Annotated in this window: 16 protein-coding genes and 1 pseudogene; 5 read left to right on the top strand and 12 right to left on the bottom strand. The window is 68.3% G+C overall.

The genetic code is table 11. The annotated features are described in order from the left end of the window. The first annotated feature begins 92 nt into the window (after window positions 1-92). From Q4P07_RS09770 to Q4P07_RS09760, 3 genes are all read left to right on the top strand, one after another. Window positions 93-1415 carry an amino acid deaminase/aldolase gene (locus Q4P07_RS09770; protein WP_303374724.1) on the top strand — a complete coding sequence of 441 codons (1323 nt, stop codon included), beginning with the start codon at window positions 93-95 and terminating at the stop codon, window positions 1413-1415. Beyond that, entirely contained in the window at window positions 1412-2746 is a 1335-nt protein-coding gene (locus tag Q4P07_RS09765; RefSeq protein WP_303374723.1) for a D-arabinono-1,4-lactone oxidase, read from the top strand. The genes Q4P07_RS09770 and Q4P07_RS09765 overlap by 4 nt, the downstream gene beginning before the upstream one ends. A 127-nt stretch (window positions 2747-2873) precedes the next feature. After that, window positions 2874-4388, top strand: a complete 1515-nt coding sequence (locus Q4P07_RS09760; RefSeq protein WP_368660268.1) for a M28 family peptidase — start codon at window positions 2874-2876, stop codon at window positions 4386-4388. A 116-nt stretch (window positions 4389-4504) separates the two neighbouring features. Here Q4P07_RS09760 and Q4P07_RS09755 read toward each other — a convergent pair whose 3' ends face one another. The 12 genes from Q4P07_RS09755 to Q4P07_RS09700 form a co-directional block, all read right to left on the bottom strand. Beyond that, a complete protein-coding gene (locus tag Q4P07_RS09755) occupies window positions 4505-6019 on the bottom strand; it encodes an aldehyde dehydrogenase family protein (protein ID WP_303374722.1) in 1515 nt (504 codons plus the stop codon). A gap of 20 nt (window positions 6020-6039) precedes the next feature. Then, window positions 6040-7161 (bottom strand): peptide chain release factor 2, encoded by a 1122-nt coding sequence (gene prfB, locus Q4P07_RS09750; protein ID WP_303374721.1) that lies wholly within the window; start codon window positions 7159-7161, stop codon window positions 6040-6042. A gap of 115 nt (window positions 7162-7276) precedes the next feature. After that, window positions 7277-8788: a nitronate monooxygenase gene (locus tag Q4P07_RS09745; protein WP_303374720.1), complete on the bottom strand. Its 1512-nt coding sequence runs from the start codon at window positions 8786-8788 to the stop codon at window positions 7277-7279. 167 nt (window positions 8789-8955) lie between these two features. Continuing rightward, window positions 8956-9618, bottom strand: a complete 663-nt coding sequence (locus Q4P07_RS09740; protein WP_303374719.1) for an HAD-IA family hydrolase — start codon at window positions 9616-9618, stop codon at window positions 8956-8958. Between the two features lie 58 nt (window positions 9619-9676). Beyond that, window positions 9677-10156, bottom strand: a complete 480-nt coding sequence (locus Q4P07_RS09735; RefSeq protein ID WP_303374718.1) for a hypothetical protein — start codon at window positions 10154-10156, stop codon at window positions 9677-9679. After that, a complete protein-coding gene (locus Q4P07_RS09730; protein ID WP_303374717.1) occupies window positions 10153-10563 on the bottom strand; it encodes a pilus assembly protein in 411 nt (136 codons plus the stop codon). The genes Q4P07_RS09735 and Q4P07_RS09730 overlap by 4 nt, the downstream gene beginning before the upstream one ends. Before the next feature lie 68 nt (window positions 10564-10631). Then, window positions 10632-10967, bottom strand: coding sequence for a pilus assembly protein (locus tag Q4P07_RS09725; protein WP_303374716.1), 336 nt, complete (start codon window positions 10965-10967; stop codon window positions 10632-10634). A 56-nt stretch (window positions 10968-11023) separates the two neighbouring features. Then, window positions 11024-11230, bottom strand: coding sequence for a hypothetical protein (locus tag Q4P07_RS09720; protein ID WP_303374715.1), 207 nt, complete (start codon window positions 11228-11230; stop codon window positions 11024-11026). A gap of 28 nt (window positions 11231-11258) precedes the next feature. Then, window positions 11259-12191 (bottom strand): type II secretion system F family protein, encoded by a 933-nt coding sequence (locus Q4P07_RS09715; RefSeq protein WP_303374714.1) that lies wholly within the window; start codon window positions 12189-12191, stop codon window positions 11259-11261. Next, entirely contained in the window at window positions 12188-13054 is an 867-nt protein-coding gene (locus Q4P07_RS09710) for a type II secretion system F family protein (RefSeq protein ID WP_303374713.1), read from the bottom strand. The genes Q4P07_RS09715 and Q4P07_RS09710 overlap by 4 nt, the downstream gene beginning before the upstream one ends. Further along, window positions 13054-14286 carry a CpaF family protein gene (locus Q4P07_RS09705; RefSeq protein WP_303374712.1) on the bottom strand — a complete coding sequence of 411 codons (1233 nt, stop codon included), beginning with the start codon at window positions 14284-14286 and terminating at the stop codon, window positions 13054-13056. Before Q4P07_RS09705 ends, Q4P07_RS09710 begins: the two co-directional genes overlap by 1 nt. Window positions 14287-14520: 234 nt before the next feature. Beyond that, window positions 14521-14712 carry a hypothetical protein gene (locus Q4P07_RS09700; RefSeq protein WP_303374711.1) on the bottom strand — a complete coding sequence of 64 codons (192 nt, stop codon included), beginning with the start codon at window positions 14710-14712 and terminating at the stop codon, window positions 14521-14523. A gap of 24 nt (window positions 14713-14736) precedes the next feature. Between Q4P07_RS09700 and Q4P07_RS09695 the strand changes: the two genes are divergently transcribed. Further along, entirely contained in the window at window positions 14737-18261 is a 3525-nt protein-coding gene (locus Q4P07_RS09695; RefSeq protein ID WP_368660267.1) for an FtsK/SpoIIIE domain-containing protein, read from the top strand. A gap of 148 nt (window positions 18262-18409) precedes the next feature. Next, window positions 18410-19907: pseudogene (locus tag Q4P07_RS09690) on the top strand (nitric-oxide reductase large subunit); the annotation flags it as partial.

The following is a 19907-nucleotide window of genomic DNA, read 5'->3' as shown; positions in this document are numbered from 1 at the left end:
GACTCACGCTAACGGATGTGACGCCTGGGACCAAGGACATCGGGGCGTGCCCTCCCCGCGCCCGCGCTAGCCCCCCTCGCTACGCTCGCCCCATGAGGCTCTCGGCACCCACCGGCGACACGCCCTGGCGGGCCCCCAGCTCCTACTGGCCAGCGCTGACTTCGGCGATCGCGGGCCGTCCGCTCCCGTGCGCCACTCTGGATGCGACCGCAGTCGAGCACAACGCGAGCGACCTGGTGCATCGCGCAGCCGGCCTGCCCATCCGCGTCGCCACCAAGTCGGTGCGCTCCCGACCGGTCCTCCAAGCCGTGCTGCAGCTGCCGGGATTTGCCGGCGTGCTGGCCTACACCCTCGCTGAGGCAGTCTGGGCGTCCACCTGGTGCGCGGACGTGGTGCTCGGCTATCCGACTGCCGACCGCGCGGCGCTGTCCGACCTGCTCGCCGACGAGCGGGCCTGTCGACACGTGACCTTGATGATCGACTCGATCGACCACCTGGATCTCATCGACAGCGTCGCCGCACCGGGGGTCCGGCCCGAGGTGCGGGTCGCGATCGAGCTCGACCTGGCCTACGACCCCCCACGCGCGGGACGGATCACCGGACGCATCGGGGTCTATCGCTCACCAATCTCTACCGTCACTGCCGCTCGTGCCCTGGCCCGGGCAGTCGTGGGACGCGCCGGCTTCGCACTGGTCGGAGCGATGGGCTATGAGGCGCAGCTCGCGGGGATCGGCGACGCGCTCCTGACCGCAGAGTCCTGGCCGGGGCGCCTGGCCAACACCGCGACCTCCGCCCGCACTCTGATCCTGCGGCGGCTCCAGTCGGACTCCTGGTTCGACGTGCTCGCACGGCGCGCGGCGATGGTGGCCGCCATCAGCGACATCACCGGCGGGCTGGAGTTCGTCAACGGGGGCGGCACCGGCTCGATCCATCTGACGCGGCAGGACCCGAGCGTCACCGAGGTGGCGGCAGGCAGCGGCTTGTTCGGGCCGACGTTGTTCGACGGCTACCGCGCCTTCACCCCCGCGCCAGCGGCGGCCTTCGCCCTGCCGGTTGTCCGGCGACCGTCCGCGGAGATCGCCACCGTCCTCGGCGGCGGCTGGATCGCGTCCGGGCCGCCGGGCCCCTCCCGCGTCCCGCGCCCGGTATGGCCGCAGCAGATGCGGATGATCGCCAATGAGGGAGCGGGCGAGGTGCAGACCCCGCTCCGTGGCCCGGGTGCGAGTGACCTGCGGGTCGGTGATCTCACCTGGTGGCGGCACGCCAAGGCTGGGGAGTTGTGCGAGCACATCGATGAGCTCGTCGTCGTCCGGACGACCGGTCGGGCCGGCGCCCAAGCCGGCCCAGGAGACGTCACCGCGGAGGTCGTGGACACCATCCCTACTTACCGCGGAGAGGGCAAGGCCTTCCTGTGAAGGGCGCGCACACCCTCCGGGGGCTGACCAGAGGCCGGAGTGCGTGGCACAACTGGTCGGGCTCGGTCACCGCCCGCCCGGTCCGCGTCGACCGACCCTGGAGCCAGGACGAGGTCGTCTCGGTGATCCACCGGGCTCGCGAGCAGGGCCTGCGGGTCAAGGCGGTCGGCGCCGGTCACTCGTTCTCACCCATCGCCCACGCGCCGGGCGTCCAGGTCGACCTCACCGGCCTCACCGGACTGGTCGCCGCCGACGCGACGAGGGGCCAGGTGACGCTGCGCGCCGGCACCCCGCTGCACGCCATACCCGCTCTCCTGGCCCCCCACGGCCTAGCGATGGCCAACCTGGGAGACATCGACCGGCAGACCATCTCCGGTGCCGTCTCGACGGGCACCCACGGGACCGGGCTGGGCCACGGTGGGCTCGCGACCCAGGTGGTGGGCCTGAGCCTGGTGGACGGGACCGGTCAGTTGCGCACCTTCACGCAGGAGGACCCCGAGCTGCGCGGCGCGGTGATCGGTCTGGGTGCGCTCGGAGTCGTCACCGAGGTCACCCTCCAGTGCGTTGGGGCGTTTGCGCTGCACGCCGTCGAGCGTCCGGAGCCGCTAGAGCACGTCCTGGAGACCTTTGTGGAGCGGTGCCAGAGCGAGGACCACCTCGAGTTCTACTGGTTTCCGCACACCGGCACAGCCTCCACCAAAACCAACACCCGGCTGCCCGCAGACTCCCCGCTGGCGCCGCTCTCGCGCCGGCAGCGGGTCCTCGACGACGAGCTGCTTGCCAACGGCGCGTATGCGGCGACCTGCCGGGTCGGTGCGCAGCTGCCGTTCATCGTGCCGACCCTCAACCGCGTCGCCGCTTCCCTCTACGGGGACCGGTCGTTCACGGATCGGTCCGACCGGGTCTTCGCCACCTCCCGTCGGGTGCGTTTCCACGAGACCGAGTGGGCGGTCGAGCTGGAGGCCGTCCCCACCGTGCAGCGCGAGATCGAGGCCATGATCCGCCGTCATGACTTCCGGGTCAGTTTTCCGCTGGAGTTTCGTGCGGCCGCACCCGATGATCTGTGGTTGTCCACCGCGCACGAGCGGACGACCGGGTATGTGGCCGCGCACCGGTTCGCACGCGAGGACCCGACGGAGTACTTTCGCGCTGTGCGGGACATCGCGCTCGCGCACGGTGGACGTCCGCACTGGGGCAAGATGCACGACCTCGACCACGCGTCCCTCGCTGCCCGCTACCGGAGGATGGACGACTTCCTGCAGCTACGGGATCGACTCGATCCAGATCGCCTCTTCGGCAACGATTACCTCACCCGGGTGCTGGGGGCCTGACTCTCCCAACCTGGGAGTTTGGCAAGGTGCCGGTCATGGTTTGGCCAAGAAGCGTCAAGCCTGTCGTGGCCTGCCCCGACGTCGCTTACCTTCGACATTCACCCGACCGTCGAAGGAGACGACCAACGTGAAGACCGCACGCACTGTCGCTGCCGGAGCAGCCACCGCCATGATCCTGGCCGGTATGGCCGCACCAGCCATGGCCAAGCCGGGCAACAACGGCAATCCCAACAACAGCAAAAAGATCGCCGCCGCCGTCACGGTGGACGGGGTGATGGACCACCTGGAGGCTCTCCAGGCCATCGCGGACGCCAACGACGGCAACCGCGCGGCGGGCACCTCCGGCTACGAGGCCAGTGGCGACTACGTCGAGGCCACGCTGCAGGCAGCCGGTTATGAGACCGAGCGCCAGTACTTCACCTTCGAGCGGGAGACCGTCGTCGCCGAGACCCTGATGGAGAACTCCCCCACCCAGCGTTCGATCGACGCGATCGTCATGGCCTACAGCCCGAACACGCCCGTGGGAGGTGTCACGGGCGACCTCGTTGCGCCTTCCGGCTCCAACCTCGGTTGCGCAGCCGCGGACTGGACGGGGGTCGACCTCTCCGGCGAGATCGCCATCATCAGTCGCGGAGCATGCTCCTTCGGTAGCAAGGCGGCCATCGCTGCGGAGGAGGGCGCCGCGGCCGTCATCATCTACAACAACGTCGCGGGTGCCCTCAACGGCACGCTGGGCGCGCCCGGCGAAGCGCCTACCGCCGGCATCAGCCAGGCCGACGGGCAGGCCCTTGTCACCGAGATGGCGAACGGCCCCGTCAACGTCACGCTCGACCTGCGGGTGCGCGTAGATGCGGTCGAGACCTTCAACGTCCTGGCCGAGACCGCCAAGGGCCGCACCGACAACGTGGTCATGGTCGGCGCCCACCTCGACAGCGTGGAGGACGGACCGGGCATCAACGACAACGGCTCCGGCACAGCGGCGATCCTGGAGACGGCGGTGCAGTTGGCCAAGGTCAACAAGCTCAACAACCAGGTCCGGTTCGCGTGGTGGGCGGCCGAGGAGCACGGCCTGCTCGGGTCGACCCACTACGTAGACGACCTCGTGGCCAACGACGCGGCCGAGCTTGACGACATCGCGACCTACCTGAACTTTGACATGGTCGCCTCGCCCAACTACATCATCGGTGTCTACGACGCCGACGAGTCGACCTACCCGGCTCCGGTCGCGGTGCCGGACGGTTCGATCGAGACGGAGCAGGTCTTCACCGACTGGTTCGACTCCATCGGTCAGCCGTGGGTGGACACTGCCTTCTCAGGTCGCTCGGACTACCAGGCCTTCATCACCAACGGAATCCCGGCCTCTGGCCTGTTCACCGGCGCCGACGACACGAAGACTGCGGAGGAAGTAGCGCTGTTCGGCGGGATCGCGGGCATCACGCACGACCCGAACTACCACAGCCCCGGCGACGACCTGTCCAACGTCAACGCGGAAGCCCTGGACATCATGAGCGACGCCATCGCGGTGGCGACTCTCTCCCTGGCCCAGGACACCTCCACGATCAACGGCGAGCGCAGCGCCGGAAAGTCCGGCCAGCCGCACCCGAAGGGACCGATCGTGCGCAGCGAGGAGGCGGCCGCCTGATCAGCTGAGCGCCAAGCAGCACCAGCACGACAGCAATGCGGGCGGGTCCCTCCGGATCCGCCCGCATTGTCGCCTTGCGGAGTGCGCGGCGGCGGAGCGTTGGGAAGGGCCACCCCTCAGCGGGAGCGGTGCATCGCCCTCGGCAGCTTTTGTGCTGCGCCCTTGACGCCCTTGATCAGCGTGGCTGGCACCTGCGCGTTGACCAGACTCCGGCGCATCGGGGCCATCAGGGCACGCACGGCTGAGCGTTTCCAGGCCGGATAGGGCGGATAGATCACCGCGAGCGTGTCGGGACGCAACGGTTTGGACAACACCGACCGGTGGTGGGAAAGCTCCTCGATCGAGGCTCGTCCCAGATAGCTGCCCATCCCGGAGCCCCCGACACCACCGAAGGGCAGGCTCGGGACCGTCAGGTGGATCAGCGCGGCACCATAGGCCAGGCCGCCAGAGACGGTCTGCGACTCGAACGCCTCCCGGGTGACGTCGTCCTCGGAGAAGACATAGAGGGCCAGCGGGCGCTCTCGGGAGCCGATGATCGCAATCGCCTCGGCGGCGTCGGCCACTGTCAGCACCGGCAGGATGGGGCCAAAGATCTCCTCCTGCATGAGTCCCGCATCCAGCGGCACGTCCGCTATCACAGTGGGCGCCAGGAAGTTGCGGTCCGCGGCGTCGTGACCACCGCCGACGACCACCTCGCCCCCCGAGGATTCCAGCAGGGCGACCAGACGCTCGTGCTGAGCGGCGTTGATGATGCGGCCGAGGTCGGCGCTGTGCTGTGGATAGGCGCCGAAGAACTCGATGACGGCTTCCTTCAGCGACGCCAGCAGCCCCTCCTTGGCCTCCTTTGTCACCAGGACGTAGTCGGGCGCGATGCAGGTCTGACCGGCGTTGGTGAACTTGCCCCAGGCGATCCGGCGCGCAGCGATGTCGAGGTCGACCGTGGCGTCGACGAACGTCGGCGACTTGCCGCCAAGCTCCAACGTGACGGGCGTGAGGTGCTCGGCGGCCGCCTTCATCACGATCCGACCCACCCGGGTAGAGCCGGTGAAGAAGATGTGGTCGAAGCGTTCTTCCAACAACTCAGTGGTCCTCGTGACTCCCCCGGTCACCACCGCCACCACATCGGCGGGCAGGTGCTGCGCCATCAGCCGCGCCAGCAAGGCCGCCACGGTCGGGGTCTGTTCACTCGGTTTGACCACGGCCGTGTTGCCAGCGGCCAGCGCTCCCGCCAGCGGCGAGAGGACGAGCTGCACCGGATAGTTCCACGGCCCGATCACCAGCACCACGCCCTTGGGCTGGAGTTGGACATGCGCGGAACCGGGCACGTGCGTGGCCGGAAGGGCCACCGGACGCGGCGCGGTCCACGTCTCGAGGTTGCGGAGCAGGTCGTCGATCTCTCGCAGGACCGGGGAGAGCTCGGTGAGACGCACCTCCAGCGCTGGTTTGCCGACATCGGCGTGGACGGCCTCGGTCAGCTCGGCCTCGTGCTGGGTCACCAGGTCACGCAGCGCCAACAGGTGTCCTCGTCGCGAGTCCAGGTCCCGGGTCGCGCCGGAGCTGACGGTCCGCCGGAGCGCATCCAGGTCGAGCGTCGGCGGGGTGAGACTGGGTTGGAGGCCAAGGGACGTCATACCCCCCAGCCTAGGAGTGGTCAGTCCTCGTCGCGGTCGTGGGAACGCTTCCAGCGGATGCCTGCCGCGATGAAGTCATCGATCTCTCCGTCCAGCACCGCCGACGTCGAGCCGACCTCGTGCCCAGTACGCAAGTCCTTGACCATCTGATAGGGGTGCAGGACGTAGGACCGCATCTGCTCTCCCCAGCTGGCCTTGACGTCACCAGCCATCTCCTTGCGCGTGGCGTTCTCCTCCTGCTTCTTCAGCAGCAGCAGGCGCGACTGGAGGACCCGCAGTGCCGCGGCGCGGTTTTGGATCTGCGACTTCTCGTTCTGCATGGAGACGACGGTGCCGGTCGGCAGGTGCGTCATCCGGACCGCGGAGTCGGTGGTGTTGACCGACTGCCCGCCGGGTCCGGATGACCGGAAGACGTCGACCTTGATGTCGGCATCGGGGATGTCGATGGTGTCCGTCGTCTCGATCAACGGGATCACCTCGACCGCGGCAAAGCTGGTCTGCCGGCGGCCCTGGTTGTCGAACGGGCTGATCCGGACCAACCGGTGCGTGCCGGCCTCGACGGCGAGGGTGCCGTAGGCATAAGGCACCTTCACCTCGAAGGTCGCCGACTTCAGCCCCGCCTCTTCCGCGTATGAGGTGTCCAGCACCGAGGTCGGATAGTGGTTGCGCTCCGCCCAGCGCAGATACATGCGCATCAACATCTCGGCGAAGTCGGCCGCGTCCACGCCGCCGGCTCCGGCACGGATCGTGACGACGGCCTCCCGCTCGTCGTACTCACCAGAGAGCAGGGTGCGCACCTCCAGCAGGTCGATGTCGCGTTTGAGCTTGGCCAGGTCACGCTCGGCCTCCTGCAACGCGCCCGCGCCTTCGGGTCCCCCGACCTCGGTCCCCAGCTCCACGAGAGCCTCGAGGTCTTCGACGCGCGCGTCCATGTTGGTGACCCGGTCGTGCTCGGACTTAGCCCGCGACAGGGCGGAAGTGACGTGCTGAGCCTTCTCCGGGTCATCCCAGAGGTGGGGCACGGAGGCCTGCGCCTCGAGGTCGGTGATCTCCGCCTCCAGGCGCGACAGATCGGTCACCTCGCGGACAGAGTCCATCGTCGATCGGAGATGCTTGATGTCGTTCTCGAAATCCACAGCCACGATGATCAAGCGTACGCGACCGCACGACGCCCCCTCCCCCGCAGTCCGGACGGGTGCCCCTGCCAGTCCGGACGGGCGTCTGTGCCAGAGAACTCGGTGTGGGGGTCCCTCTTCCTCAGGCCAGGGACAGGCGCACTGCCGGGAGCGCCTCCTGGAGGTAGGCCAGGGCCTCGATCGCCGACCACCCCTTCGGATGGCGCAGGATCAGCTCCTCGGCACCCCGCAGGTCCTGGCCGAGCGTGACGAGGGTGACCTCGTCATAGCCGTCTTTGCGGTGCTGCCCGAGCCCGATGTTGGCCATCAGCCCGTTGCACAAGCACTTCCGCCCGACCGTCTCCTCCTCGGTGCCACCCTTCTTGAGGTACATATGCACCGGCTCGGAGGCGCAGCGATAGCCCACGGCGCCGTCCTCACGCTCGTAGGCCTGTCGCAGGTAGGAGAGGTCACACAGCCGCGGTCGCGCCTCATACACCTCGGTCTGGCTAGCGGTGCCGGACAGTGTGGCGACCTTGAACGGGAAACCGGTAGGGCTGGCGCGCGGGTCGTTGCGGATCTCCAGGTCCTGAGCGCGGAGCTGGTTGATGAGCTGGTTGCGCGCCTTGTCGGTCAGTCCCGACTCCAGCGAGAGGGCAAACAGCGTGCCTACCTGGACGCCGACCGCGCCAGCCTCGAGGGCTTCCTGCACCTGGTCAGGCGTGCCAAAGGCGCCGGCCATCCAGAACGGCAGGCCGATCGCGGCCATCTTGGCGAGGTCGGCTTCGTCGCGCGCACTGTAGATCGGATCCCCAGCCTCATCGAGCTGCATCTTGCCGCGGGGCGGGGCGGAGTGCCCCCCGGCCGGTGGCCGCTCGACCACGAAGCCATCCGGGCGGATCTCCGGGTCGCGGTGCAGGTAGGCGGCGAGCTGGTCGACGGAGATGATCGCCAGGAAGTCGGGGCGGTTCAGGGTCGGCAGGTCATCGCCCAGCAGGTCGACCGGGTCGGCGCAGATGTAGCGGCGAGAGGACCCTCCGGCCACGTCGGCGCTGATCCGCCCGACCTGTCCCGCTGCGAAAGCCCGCAGCAGAGCGGGGATCTCGCGCGGGATCCCGGCGCCCATGAGCACATAGTCCACATCGGCCAACATGGCGCCCAGGAGCGCGGTCGGCGTGGCCATCTGGACCTTCTCCAGGCAGTTGATGCCAACGACGCCCTCATGGCCCTCCTTCGCGAGCCAGACCTCCGCGAAGTTGCCCACCACGGCCAGTTCCTGACCGGCGCGAGCGGTGTCGAGCGTGAGCTTGGGGATCGGCCGGTAGGGTTCGTCTGCGGCTCGGCCACCCTCGATGAAGTACTTGTCCAGCACCCGCTGGGCCATGTCCGGGCTTGGGAAGTGCGCGAGCGCACGTCGGTAGTGCCCGCCCTCATCACCGTCCTGAAGGACGCGCGAGATCACTGCGTCCATCGCAGTGCCGGACACCACGCCCAGATGACCGGCCGCAGAAACGTCTCGCGCCAGGCGCCAACCGGACACCGCGACTCCCATGCCACCCTGGATGACGACAGGACGGCGCCGACCCGGTTGCTTGGGCACGGTCGTGAGGTCTGGATAGGTTGGCGGGTCATACTCTGTGTGCACAGCGGCCATGCGGAGGTTTCACCTTCGATGTCGGGGCAACCTACGCTCTCGTAGGTTTCGGTGGCGTAGGTTACGGTAGCGTAACTTGCCTCCCGCTGTCTCTTTTTCCTGCTCAGCGGTGGTCCGCGGAGCGCCTCCCGTCCGGTTACAGCAACCGCCACCTGCACGAGCCAGGTTTAGCGAAGCGCGATGCGCACTCCCTCGCCGGTCACCGTAAATGTCAGCTGCGAGAGGTCAGACACGACGAGGTCTGCTAGCGGCTCGAGCTCCTCGGCGTTGCTGGTCGAAGTAATCCCCACCACCGCGGCGCCAGCGGCGCGACCAGCACGCAGGCCCGCGGGTGCGTCCTCGACCACGAGGCACCGGGCAGGGTCCACTCCGAGCCTGGCGGCGCCCGTGAGATAGGGAAGCGGGTCGGGTTTGCCCTTGCCGGCCGGGATGTCGTCGGCGGTCACCATCACCACGGGTGGGGTGAGTCCGGCGGCCCCGATCCGTCGCCGCGCCAGGTCCCTGCCGGCCGAGGTCACGATCGCTGCCCGTGCGCCGAGGGCGGACAACGCCGCCGCGGCGCCTGGCAGGGCGACCACCCCCTCGGTGTCCTCAAGCTCGCGGCGGTCGATGTCGGAGACCGCCGCCTCGAGGTCGTCGAGCTCGGGTGCGACCCTCGCGACGATGCCCCGGCTCGGCATGCCGTGAAAGCCGACGAATCGTTGCGCCGGTATGCCGTGATCGAGGGCCCACGCCGCCCAACTCCGCTCGACGGCGGCGTGGGAGTCGATAAGGGTGCCGTCGTTGTCGAACAGCACGGCGTCGAAGGTCTGCGTCAGGATGTCTCGCATCCCGACATCGTCCCAGGTGGCCCTGGAACGCACATCGGCCGCATCACACACGGCGCAATCACGGCATCAGGTCGCTGCGAGCGGTGGACGTGGCGGTGATCCTGACCCCTCCCCCGAAGGTATCCAGCACCGGGCTCACGACCGGAATCCTCGCCGTCCCCGTGAGCACAACCACGGCCGTGCGACCGTCCGGTGTCCCGGTGCCGGGTCCTAGAGCCCATCCCTCGATGCGTGTCGGCATCGTCCGCGTGGCCAGGTGCTGGGAGGCAGCACCGATCACGGTCTCGTCGGTGAGCGGCACCCCGGCCCCCAGCCCGTCGCCATACACGACCTCCATGGAGAGCGCATCGCTCGCATCCAGGGCCGCGGCATCGGCGGCATCCAGCAGATGGATCCGGCTGAGCTGGACCGAGGTGACCCCCACGATCGCCATGATCACCGTGAGGGCGATCGCCGTCAGTCCGATCATCAAGATGCTGATCAGACCGTCCTCCGAGCGCGCCCACGTCGCTCCGATCCGGTCTGCGAGCATCCTCATGGCGACTCTCGAAACTCATCGACAGTCTCGACGTGTTGAGCGGTCAGCGTGATAGCGGTGGGCAGAGAGCGCGCCATAAAGTCGGGCACCAGCGGCAGCGGGACCGTGATCGTCGCCTCCGCCACGACGTGGCTCCCCGGTGTCAAGCAAGAATCCCCGCCCTCACACCCGAGTTCGACGGTGCCCTCGCCGGCGATGAATCCGTGGGAAGCGAAGACCAGCCCCGCAGCCGCCTGAGCTCGCCCCGCCGCGGCACCGACATCCTCGGCCGTCACGAAACCGCGTCCCGCCTCCCGTGCGGCCGCTGACACGGCATAGGCGCCAGCCTGCACTCGCCCGACCGTGCCGATCAGGTAGAAAAGCGGAACGACGAGAAGCACGAGCAAGAAGGCGACTTCAACGGTCATCGAACCGCGCTCCGCCTGTCGCAGCCACGACGCCTCCCTCGCGGTGGGGACCGGAGCAGTGGCACCGTTCATTGATCCTCCGAGTAGGCCTGCCCGCTGACCTTCATCCCGTCCGCAGGACCGAACGGGCCGAAGACCGGCAGTGAGAGAGAGGCCGTGACCTCCACCACTGCCATTCCTGCCACCGAGGTGCGGGTCGCAGAGACCGAGATGCCGCCGGTCCCGGGCAAGCTGCTGACGAGCAGGTCACTGGCTCGGGCCGCCCCGTCAGCGGGGGTGAGGTCAGCCCTGGCCCCATGCCGTGCACCCTCGATGACGTGTGCGGTCGCGGTGTTGTGCAGGTGCAGGGCGAAGGCCAGCTGGATGGCGGCCAGGACGATGACGCTGACGAATCCAGCGAGCATGGCAAACTCCGGGGCGGCTGCACCGCAATCACGGCCACGTCGGGTCAGCGCCGCGTTCACGGCCCGCCGACGGTGCTGACTGCCTGGGTGAAGAGGTTGGTCAGCAGCGGCTCTGCCACGAGCCAGAGCGCCGCGACCAGTCCGGCGGTCATGATCGTGATGAGCACCCAGCCGGGCACGTCTCCCCGGTCAGGCTCCTCGATCCACTGCTTCAGTCGGTGTGGCAGGTGGGTGGTTCGGGAGGTGACGAATGTGCGGTTCATGGTGCTTCCTTTGGTGAGGGGTTGGGTTCTAGATGGAGATGCGGAGCAGGCTGGCGCCGGGGAAGACCGCGAACAGGACGGTGACCGGCAGGACGAGGAAGACGACTGGGACCATCATGGAAATTTCGCGCTTCCCGCCCTGCTCGATGAGGTTCTGACGGGCCGCTTCACGTGCGTCGGCGGCCTGGGCTCGCAGAACCTCGCCCAGGGGTGTCCCCCGCTGGATCGCGATGACAAGGCCATCGACGAAGCGCACGATGGGGCTGAGGCCCGTCCGCTGGCTGAGCGCCAACAATGCCTCCGGCAGGCTGGCTCCGGTCCGCGCCTGCGCGAGGCACAGGCCCAGCTCGCCGGCCAACTCTCCCTTGGACAGGCGCGTGACCCGGTCGAGCGCCTGGACCGTCCCCTCGCCCGCCGTCACGGACAGCGCCAGCAGCTCGGCGACGGCAGGAAACTCCGCCATGATTTGCTGCTCCCGGCGCTTGGCCGCCTGGCTGAGCAAGGTGTCCTTGACGAGCACTCCCGCCAGGAAGAAGACCCCCACGAGCACGGCGATCGCAGCGACGCTGGCACCGCGGGTCCACCAGAGCATGGACCCGAGGCTGGCGCTGAGGACGGCCGCCGCGACACCCCACAGAAGCTGCTGGATCCGGAAGCTCTCGACGTCTGTCGGCAGGCCAGCCCGGAGGAGCCGACTGCGCACAGAGTCGGTGCCCCCGAGCGCACGATCCAGCAGCGCCCCACCCCTTCGCATGAGCGGGAGCGCCAGGTCCGAGAGCCGCCATGGACGGGGGTCGTCGAGGCGGAGCAGCCTGGACCGTTGCGGGGCACGGTCAAGGTAGGGCTCGATCCGGGACACCAGGCCCACCGGGCGTGCGAGCGGGAGTCTGGCGACCACGATAATCACCCCGGTGGCAAACACCAGGCCCAGAAACGCCCCCCACCACTGGCCAGGAGTCATCGCAGCACTCGCTGTTCTTCGGGGAGCCGTCCGATCGTGATCATCAAGCGGTAGGCGACGACCGAGAGCGCAGCACCAACCGCGAGCACGAACGCCCCCGTCGGCGTGCCATAGGCCTCCAACGTGCTCCCACGGGTCGCGAGCAGCAGGAGCACAGCCCAGGGCGCAGCCATGGCCAACCTGGCCGAGTTGACGGTCCAGCTCTGCCGGGCTTCCAGCTCAGCCCGGGCGTGGGCGTCCTCCCGGAGGAAAACGGACAGCGTATGCAGCACCCGCCCCAAGTCGTTGCCACCTACGTCACGGGCGATCCGAAGGGCCTCGACGAGGCGATCCGCCACGGGATCGGCCAGGCGCTCCTTGAGCCGGTCGAGGGCGTCCGTAAAGCGACCCGAGGCGCGGTAGTCGTGGGCGAACTCAATAAAATGCGGGCGCAGCTCCTCCGGACCCCTCTCCCCCAGCTGGACCAGAGCCTCCGGCAGCGCCAGACCTGCCCGCACCGCTGAATGCACGTGATCAATGACGTCCGGCCACACATCCCGCAAGCGAGAGCGGCGCGCTCGGGCGCGGGACTTGACGACCGCGAACGGCGCCCAGCCCGCGATCACCGCGAAGCAGAAGCTGATAGTGGCGACGCCGGAAAGGGCGTAGCCGAGCACGAAGACGAGGCCGGCAAGCAGGATCGAGAAGGCGATCAGGGCCCGCGGCCCCAACCCGCGGACTCCGGCCAGCACGATCTCATCACCGAGCCGCTCCAACCTTCGGTGGCGGTCCCGAGGAGTCGGCGCGGCCTCCCGAGGCCAGAAAGACCACCAGATGCTTGCGACGCCGAGCCCGAAGGCAAGACCGAGAAGGGCACCCTGCATCAGGCGGCCTTGCCCAGGAGCTGCCGCAGGTCGAAGCCAGCGCGCTCGAACCGGTCCGGATGCGGCGGGAAACCGTCTGCCCGGAGGAGCTCGTCATCACGGCGGACGAAGATATCGGCGATCTCGACAATCTCGCCCTCTACCCTGCCCGGGACGCCCACGATCTCCCGGACCCGGCGGTGCCCGTCGGCCTCCAGGCCGAGATGGACGACGAGGTCGATGGACGCGGCCACGGTCGGCACCACGAAGCTGGCGGACACATTGGTGCCCGCCAGGAGAGGGAGGGTGCACATCTTGGTGATCGCCTCGCGCGCGCTGTTGGCGTGCAGGGTGCACATCCCAGGAAGCCCGCTGTTGAGCGCGATCAGGAGGTCAAGGCTTTCCTCCTGACGGACCTCGCCCACGATGATCCGGCCAGGACGCATCCTGAGGGCCTCCTTGACCAGGCGACGGAGCGGGATCTCCCCCGTGCCCTCCAGGCTCGGTTGACGGCATTGCATCGCGGCGACATCCCGCAGATTGATTTTTAACTCGAAAACTTCCTCGCAGGTCACGACCCGTTCGGCAGCGGGGATAGAGGCGGCCAGAGCGTTGAGCATCGTCGTCTTACCCGCCTGGGTGCCCCCGGCGACGAGGATGTTGAGGCCGGCGGCGACGGCGGCATCGAGGAAGGCGGCGGCCTCCGAGGTCAGGGAGCCGAGGCGGACGAGGTCAGACAGGTCATCGGCGGCCACGACGAACTTGCGGATGTTGACCGCCCAGTGACGCCTGGTGATATCGGGGATGGCGACGTGCAGGCGGCTGCCGTCCGGGAGGGAGGCATCGACGAACGGGCTGCTCAGGTCGATCCTTCGGCCAGAGCTCCGGAGCATCCGCTCGACCAGGTCCTGCACCTGCTGCTCGGTCAGGAAGGTCGTGGTGAGCTCGGATCTGCCGTGTCTGGCCACGAAGACCTTGCTGGGCTCATTTATCCAGATCTCCTCGATGCTGTCGTCGTCAAAATAGCCTTGGAGCGGCCCGAAGCCGGCGACCGCCTCCATCAACGAACGCTGTGCCTCACGCCGGTCATCGACCTGGCCCAGCCCGGTCACCAGCGCCCGTTCCTCGTAGTCGTCCAGCACCTCACCGATGAGAGCCCGGACCTCCAGGTCGTCACGGGCAGGGTCCAGCCGACGTTGTCGGATGAGCTCTCGCACGTCCTCCTCGAGCAGCACCATCGCCGTCGACTGCATCAAGAATCCTTTCCCCTTACGTTGCCCATCCTCAGGAGCGGCACCCAAGCCGTTGCCATCAGATCAACCGTCACGACGACTGTAAAGAGACTTTGCGCAACCCTGACCAAAAGATGACCAATCCTGTGGACAACCATCCCGGCAGACGCGCAGGCACCGCGACTGTGGATAACTTCCGCTCGGGGCGGAGCCCTCGTCCACCCTGAAGAGGTGCGCATCCTGGTCACCACAACTTCAGCTCACCGCTCTCGCTGCCTCGTGATCGATGCGCCGGACGGAGCGTCCTCCCACGAACTCGTCCGTCGGCTCCATCACGATCGGCACGGCAGCCTCGACGATGGCGGCCCGCACGGGGGGAGCACGGGCGCGTCGGATCCCCTCCTGCACGGCAGCTCGCTCCTCCTCGATGGGCCAAGACCACGTCAACCCGTCATCGGTCTCGCGCAGGTCGTGGTGATCGCCGGCCCGGACGCCGGGGCGGCCCACTCCTTAGGCCCAGGGCAATGGCTCACGGTCGGCCGCGACCGTGGGTGCGATCTGAGGGTCGAGGACCCCCGCATGTCCCGGCGGCACGCCCGCATCCGGCAAGGCCGCGATGGCTTCATCGTGGAGGACCTCGGCTCGACCAACGGTGTGCGTTTCGAGGACGGGTCCTGCGGACCGCGATGGCCTCCAGGCCTCACCCTCGAGGTCGGCGGCTCCCGGCTCGCGCTGCTCCTCGACCCGTTAGCACCGCTGGGAACCACCCCACTCGCGGGCAGGCTCACCCTCACGCCGTGGCCCCGCCACGTCTGCGCACCGACGCAGATCTCGATCCCGCTGTCGGCGGAGCCGCAACGGCGGGCGGTCCCCGCGCCGAGCACTTGGACCTGGGCGCTGCCGCTGGTCGTCGCCGGCGCGGTCGCCCTTGCGCTAAGAATGCCGTGGATGGTGATGTTCGGCCTGCTCGGTCCAGCCATGGTCATCGGTCAGTACCTCGGCGACCGGCGCACCGCGCGACGCGAGTACGACCAAGGCGCCATCGCACATCAACGGGCGATCAGCCAGGTGGACGCCCTCACGGCGCAGGCCCTGGCCGGTGAGCTGCGACTGCGCAGATCCCGCGATCCCGGCGTCCTGGGTGCGCGCACGGCGCTCTTTCCGGCCCCATCCGTCAACTTGTGGTCCCGAGCCCGCGAGGAGCCAGCCGTCGTCGTGGGGGAAGGACCTGTCGAGTCATGGGTGACCGTGGGCGAAGAACGGCAACTTCTCAACCGTGCTCCGGTCGTCCTGCACCTGGACGAGCCGGTCGTCGTCGTGGGACACCCCTCGTTGCGGGATGCGCTGGTCCGCTCCTGGCTCGTGCAACTCGCCACCAGCCATCCACCACGAGCTCTGTGCATCGTCATCGACCCCATCGACACTCCGAAGGAATGGGACCTGCTGGCATGGCTGCCCCATACCCGTCCCCGACCCGAGCCAGGCGCAGATCACGTCTTGGTCTGGGCCAGGGACTTGGTGCTGGTCGACGATCTCGCCGATGCTCCACTGGGTATGACGCGAGTCGTGGTGGGTGAGGGCGTCGGGACGGTCCAACGTCCTGGAGAGCCGGCCCGATCTTTCGTGCCGACGCTCCTTTCTCTGCCTCGTGCCCGGGCGCTGGTCCGCGCGCTGGCTCCGCTGACGCAACGATGCTCGACGGGGCCCAGCGGTTCGGTCACCTTGGGCAGCCTGACCCCATGGCCAACCGATGAAGCCGGTGTCCGCAGACTCTGGCACCAGGACCCGGGCGTGACCCTCCGCGCCCCGCTCGGCACCGACCACGCGGGATCCAGCGTCGAGATCGACCTCGCGCGTGATGGCCCACACGCACTCATCGCGGGGACGACCGGCTCGGGCAAGTCGGAGCTGCTCCGCACGCTCATCACCGGCCTGGCGCTGCGCAACCCGCCGTCGCGACTGAGCTTCCTCCTCATCGACTACAAGGGCGGATCTTCCCTTGGCGAGTGCGCCACCTTTCCTCAAGCCACCGGGCTGATCACCGACCTCGACCCCCACCTTGCCCAACGCGTCCTGATCTCGCTCCAAGCAGAACTCAGACGGCGAGAGGCGGTTCTGGCCGACGACGGAGCCCGGGATGTGCGCGACTACCACGGAGCCGAGCTCCCCAGGCTGGTGATCGTCATCGACGAGTTCCGGGTGCTGCGCGATGAGCTGCCCGCCTTCCTCGACGGGCTGGTGCGAGTGGCGGCCGTCGGGCGCAGCCTGGGGATCCATCTGATCCTGGCTACCCAGCGGCCGGCCGGAGTCATTACCGCTGACCTGCGCGCCAACGTGAACTTGCGGATCGCCCTGCGGCTTCGGGACGTCAGCGACAGCCGGGACGTGATCGACACGGACGACGCAGCGCACCTCCCCGAGGGCGCGCCCGGACACGCGTTGCTGCGCACCGGCACTGATCCCCCACGCAGGGTCCTGGTCGCTCCGGCTGCACCCGCGCCCACGGCGCGCCACGCACAGGACTGGTCGATCCAGGAAGTGCGCGACGTCTGGGACGGCTGGCGCGCGCTCCACCGCCCTCCGAGCACGGAGATGGACAGCGACCTGGGCGCACTCGGCACCCGGCTCGCCGCCGCCGCTTCCGCGGCCGGTGACCGCGCACGCCCGGTGTGGACACCGCCGCTTCCGGAGGTCGTCCTGGCTGAGTCCGTGCGGACGGGACCACAGCAGGAGACCTCGAGGGCCTGGGCTTTGTCGGACCGCCCCCAGGAGCAGGATCACGAGCCGCTCGTATGGGGAGTGGACAGCCACCTGGCGATTGTCGGGGCAGCGCGCACGGGGCGCAGCCAGGCTCTGGCCTCCATCGCCTGCTCGGCAGGCCCCGTCTGGCTCTATGTGCTGGACCTCGGTCGAGGCCTAGAGCCGCTCGGGTTGAAGAAGCACCCTGGGCTGCGCGCCTGGATGGACGCCGACGACGTAGCCACCGGCCTGCGGATCGTGGAGACGCTCAATGACCTGATCGACGACCGCCTGGCCCGTCCTGCCGTCGACCATGCACCCGTCGTCGTGCTTCTGGATGGCTGGGACCGCTGGGTGGAAGCTTGCGAGAATCTGGACCGGGGCATGGGGCTCGAGCGGACGCTCCGCTTGATCCGCGAAGGCCCCGGCGCTGCGGTCTTCGCCGTTCTCAGCGGTGACCGTGGGTTGCTGCTGGGCAAGGTGGCCACCCAGCTGCCGCAGACGTGGGCGCTGCGTCTGCACGACCCCAACGACCTGCTCCTGACGGGTCTGAGGCGGGCCCAGTTGCCCGTCGACCCGCCGCCGGGCCGGGTGGTGCGCACCTCGGACGGGCGCGTGGCACAGGTCGTCCTCACCCAGCTGTCAGCGGTGGCCGACCTGGCGGCCCCCGCGGGTCCCGAGCCGACGCGCGTCGTCGCTCTCCCTCGAACTCTTGACCCGTCGGCCGGCTGGGCGGTGGGCGGAGACGCGGCCCTGTCGCAGCCCGCCCCGGAAGGCTCGTTCCTCGTGGTCGGTCCGCCGGGCGCCGGTGTCACGACCGCCTTACAGATGCTCGCGTCCACGATGGCAACTTCGGGGCCCGCTCCACTGGTGGTGGGCGGCGCGGGCTCCTGGACCGAAGAGGCACTCGGTCTGGCTCTGACCAGTGACGTCTCTACGGTCATCGTCGACGACGTGCACCTGCTCGCAGGTACCGTCACCGAAGACCTCGTCCTGGCATGGGGGCAGCGCACCGGCGGACGCCTCCTCGTCGGCGGCGAACTCGACGCCTGTTCGGCTCAGTTCCGGGGACTCGTGCCGATGGTCGCGCGGCTCCGCTCCGGCCTGGTCCTGCAGCCGCGCCTGCCCTCTCACGGTCAGCTACTCGGCGTGCACCTTCCGGTGGGAGACCTGCTGATCCCCGGCAGAGGGGTTCTGGTCGAGAGGGGCCGCTGTCTGCGCGTGCAGGTCGCCGGTCCCGCGCGACGGAAGCCATGACCCACCCGCGGACGCGGAGGGGGTCCGCGGGCCTCGGAAATCTCTCACCCCTAGATTCTCCAACCTCTAGCATTCAGGCCGATGCCGCGCTACCTTGTGCACGTCGCAAATGTGTGTGCATAACCATGGAACGGGAGAGATCGTGGCTGTGACTCATCAGACGGACGCCCAGAGCGGGAGCCGCAAAGAATTAGCGATCTCCAAAGGGTGGGTGCAGGGCGTAGCCCTGGTCTTCATCTTTGGGTTCACCGTCATGGGCATCCTCGCCGCCCGCACCTACTCCGACGGCATGCCCCAGCCCACGACGGTGGTTGATAGCACCGGTCAGACTGTTTACACCACCGAGGACATCACTTCCGGTCAGACGATCTTCCTTCGCCGTGGCCTGCAGCAATACGGTTCGGTGATGGGCCACGGCGGTTATCTGGGCCCCGACTACACGGCCGAGTATCTTCGGCTCTCGAGCGAGTCGGTGCTCGCCCAGCTGACCGACCAGGGTGTGCAGGATCCCTCCGTCGCCGTAGTGGAGATGATGCGCACCAACCGCTATGACGAGGCCACCGGCGTCCTGGTGCTGACCCCGGAGCAGGTGAAGGCTTTCGATGAGTTGAAGGCCCACTATGCCGACGTCTTCGGTGAAAGTTCCACCAAATACGGGCTCATCCCGAACATGATCACCGACCCCGAAGAAATTCACGACATCACCGCATTCTTTGGATGGACCGCGTGGGCCGCCGCCGCCGAACGTCCTGGCCTCAATTACTCGTATACCAACAACTGGCCCGGTGAGACGCGGGTAGACAACCATCCGACCGCGGACATCCTGGTCTGGTCGGCGATGTCTCTGGTGGCCCTGCTCGCCGGACTCGGCGCCCTCTTCGCGCTCTATGGCCGGTGGAGTCGGCAGATTGGGTGGCACGGCTCCGAGATCCAGTCCTTGTCCTTCCTGCAGCCTGGTGCGGTCAAGATCACTCCCTCGCAGCGCGTGACCGCGTGGTTCTTCCTCGTCGTGGCGGTGCTCTTCCTGATCCAGGCCACTCTCGGTGGTGCCATCGAGCACTATCGGGCGGACATGGCCAGCTTCTTCGGCTTCGACCTGGCCAGGATCCTGCCCTTCAACTTGGCACGGACCTGGCACGTCCAGCTGTCTCTGCTGTGGACGGCCGCGTCGTTCCTCGCTGCCGGAATCTTCCTGACGCCCATCATTTCCGGACGCGAGCCCAAGCGGCAGAATTGGTTGGCGATCGCCCTCTTGGTGGCGCTCGTGATCGTGGTCGCCGGCACCATGGTCGGAACCGCAGTGAGCACCTTCGGCGTCGAATGGGCCAAGGGGTCGATCTTCTTCGACCAACAATGGGAATACCTCGACCTGCCACGGTTCTGGCAGATCTTGCTCGTCATCGGACTCTTCTTGTGGATCGCCATCATCTACCGGGGCCTGCGCTCCCGGCTGAGCACGGAGAGCAAGTTCAACATGCCGTGGCTGTTCTTCTACGCCGGTCTGGCCATCCCAGCGTTCTACGCCGTGGGGCTGCTCGCGGGCACCGAGACCACCCTGACCGTCGCGGAGTTCTGGCGCTTCTGGGTCGTGCACCTGTGGGTGGAGGACTTCCTGGAGCTGTTCACCACGGTCATGGTGGCCTACA

Source organism: Ornithinimicrobium sp. (assembly GCF_030537745.1).
Lineage (GTDB): Bacteria > Actinomycetota > Actinomycetes > Actinomycetales > Dermatophilaceae > Ornithinicoccus.
The sequence above is the reverse complement of the archived record's forward strand: the minus strand, read 5'-3'. Positions and strand labels throughout refer to the sequence as shown.

Excerpts from the sequence above, each read along its gene's own strand:
- Q4P07_RS09770 (WP_303374724.1), top strand. The coding sequence starts at position 93 with ATGAGGCTCTCGGCACCCACCGGCGACACGCCCTGGCGGGCCCCCAGC.
- Q4P07_RS09755 (WP_303374722.1), bottom strand. The coding sequence starts at position 6,019 with ATGACGTCCCTTGGCCTCCAACCCAGTCTCACCCCGCCGACGCTCGAC.
- Q4P07_RS09745 (WP_303374720.1), bottom strand. The coding sequence starts at position 8,788 with ATGGCCGCTGTGCACACAGAGTATGACCCGCCAACCTATCCAGACCTC.
- Q4P07_RS09740 (WP_303374719.1), bottom strand. The coding sequence starts at position 9,618 with ATGCGAGACATCCTGACGCAGACCTTCGACGCCGTGCTGTTCGACAAC.
- Q4P07_RS09735 (WP_303374718.1), bottom strand. The coding sequence starts at position 10,156 with ATGAGGATGCTCGCAGACCGGATCGGAGCGACGTGGGCGCGCTCGGAG.
- Q4P07_RS09730 (WP_303374717.1), bottom strand. The coding sequence starts at position 10,563 with ATGACCGTTGAAGTCGCCTTCTTGCTCGTGCTTCTCGTCGTTCCGCTT.
- Q4P07_RS09725 (WP_303374716.1), bottom strand. The coding sequence starts at position 10,967 with ATGCTCGCTGGATTCGTCAGCGTCATCGTCCTGGCCGCCATCCAGCTG.
- Q4P07_RS09720 (WP_303374715.1), bottom strand. The coding sequence starts at position 11,230 with ATGAACCGCACATTCGTCACCTCCCGAACCACCCACCTGCCACACCGA.
- Q4P07_RS09715 (WP_303374714.1), bottom strand. The coding sequence starts at position 12,191 with ATGACTCCTGGCCAGTGGTGGGGGGCGTTTCTGGGCCTGGTGTTTGCC.
- Q4P07_RS09710 (WP_303374713.1), bottom strand. The coding sequence starts at position 13,054 with ATGCAGGGTGCCCTTCTCGGTCTTGCCTTCGGGCTCGGCGTCGCAAGC.
- Q4P07_RS09705 (WP_303374712.1), bottom strand. The coding sequence starts at position 14,286 with ATGCAGTCGACGGCGATGGTGCTGCTCGAGGAGGACGTGCGAGAGCTC.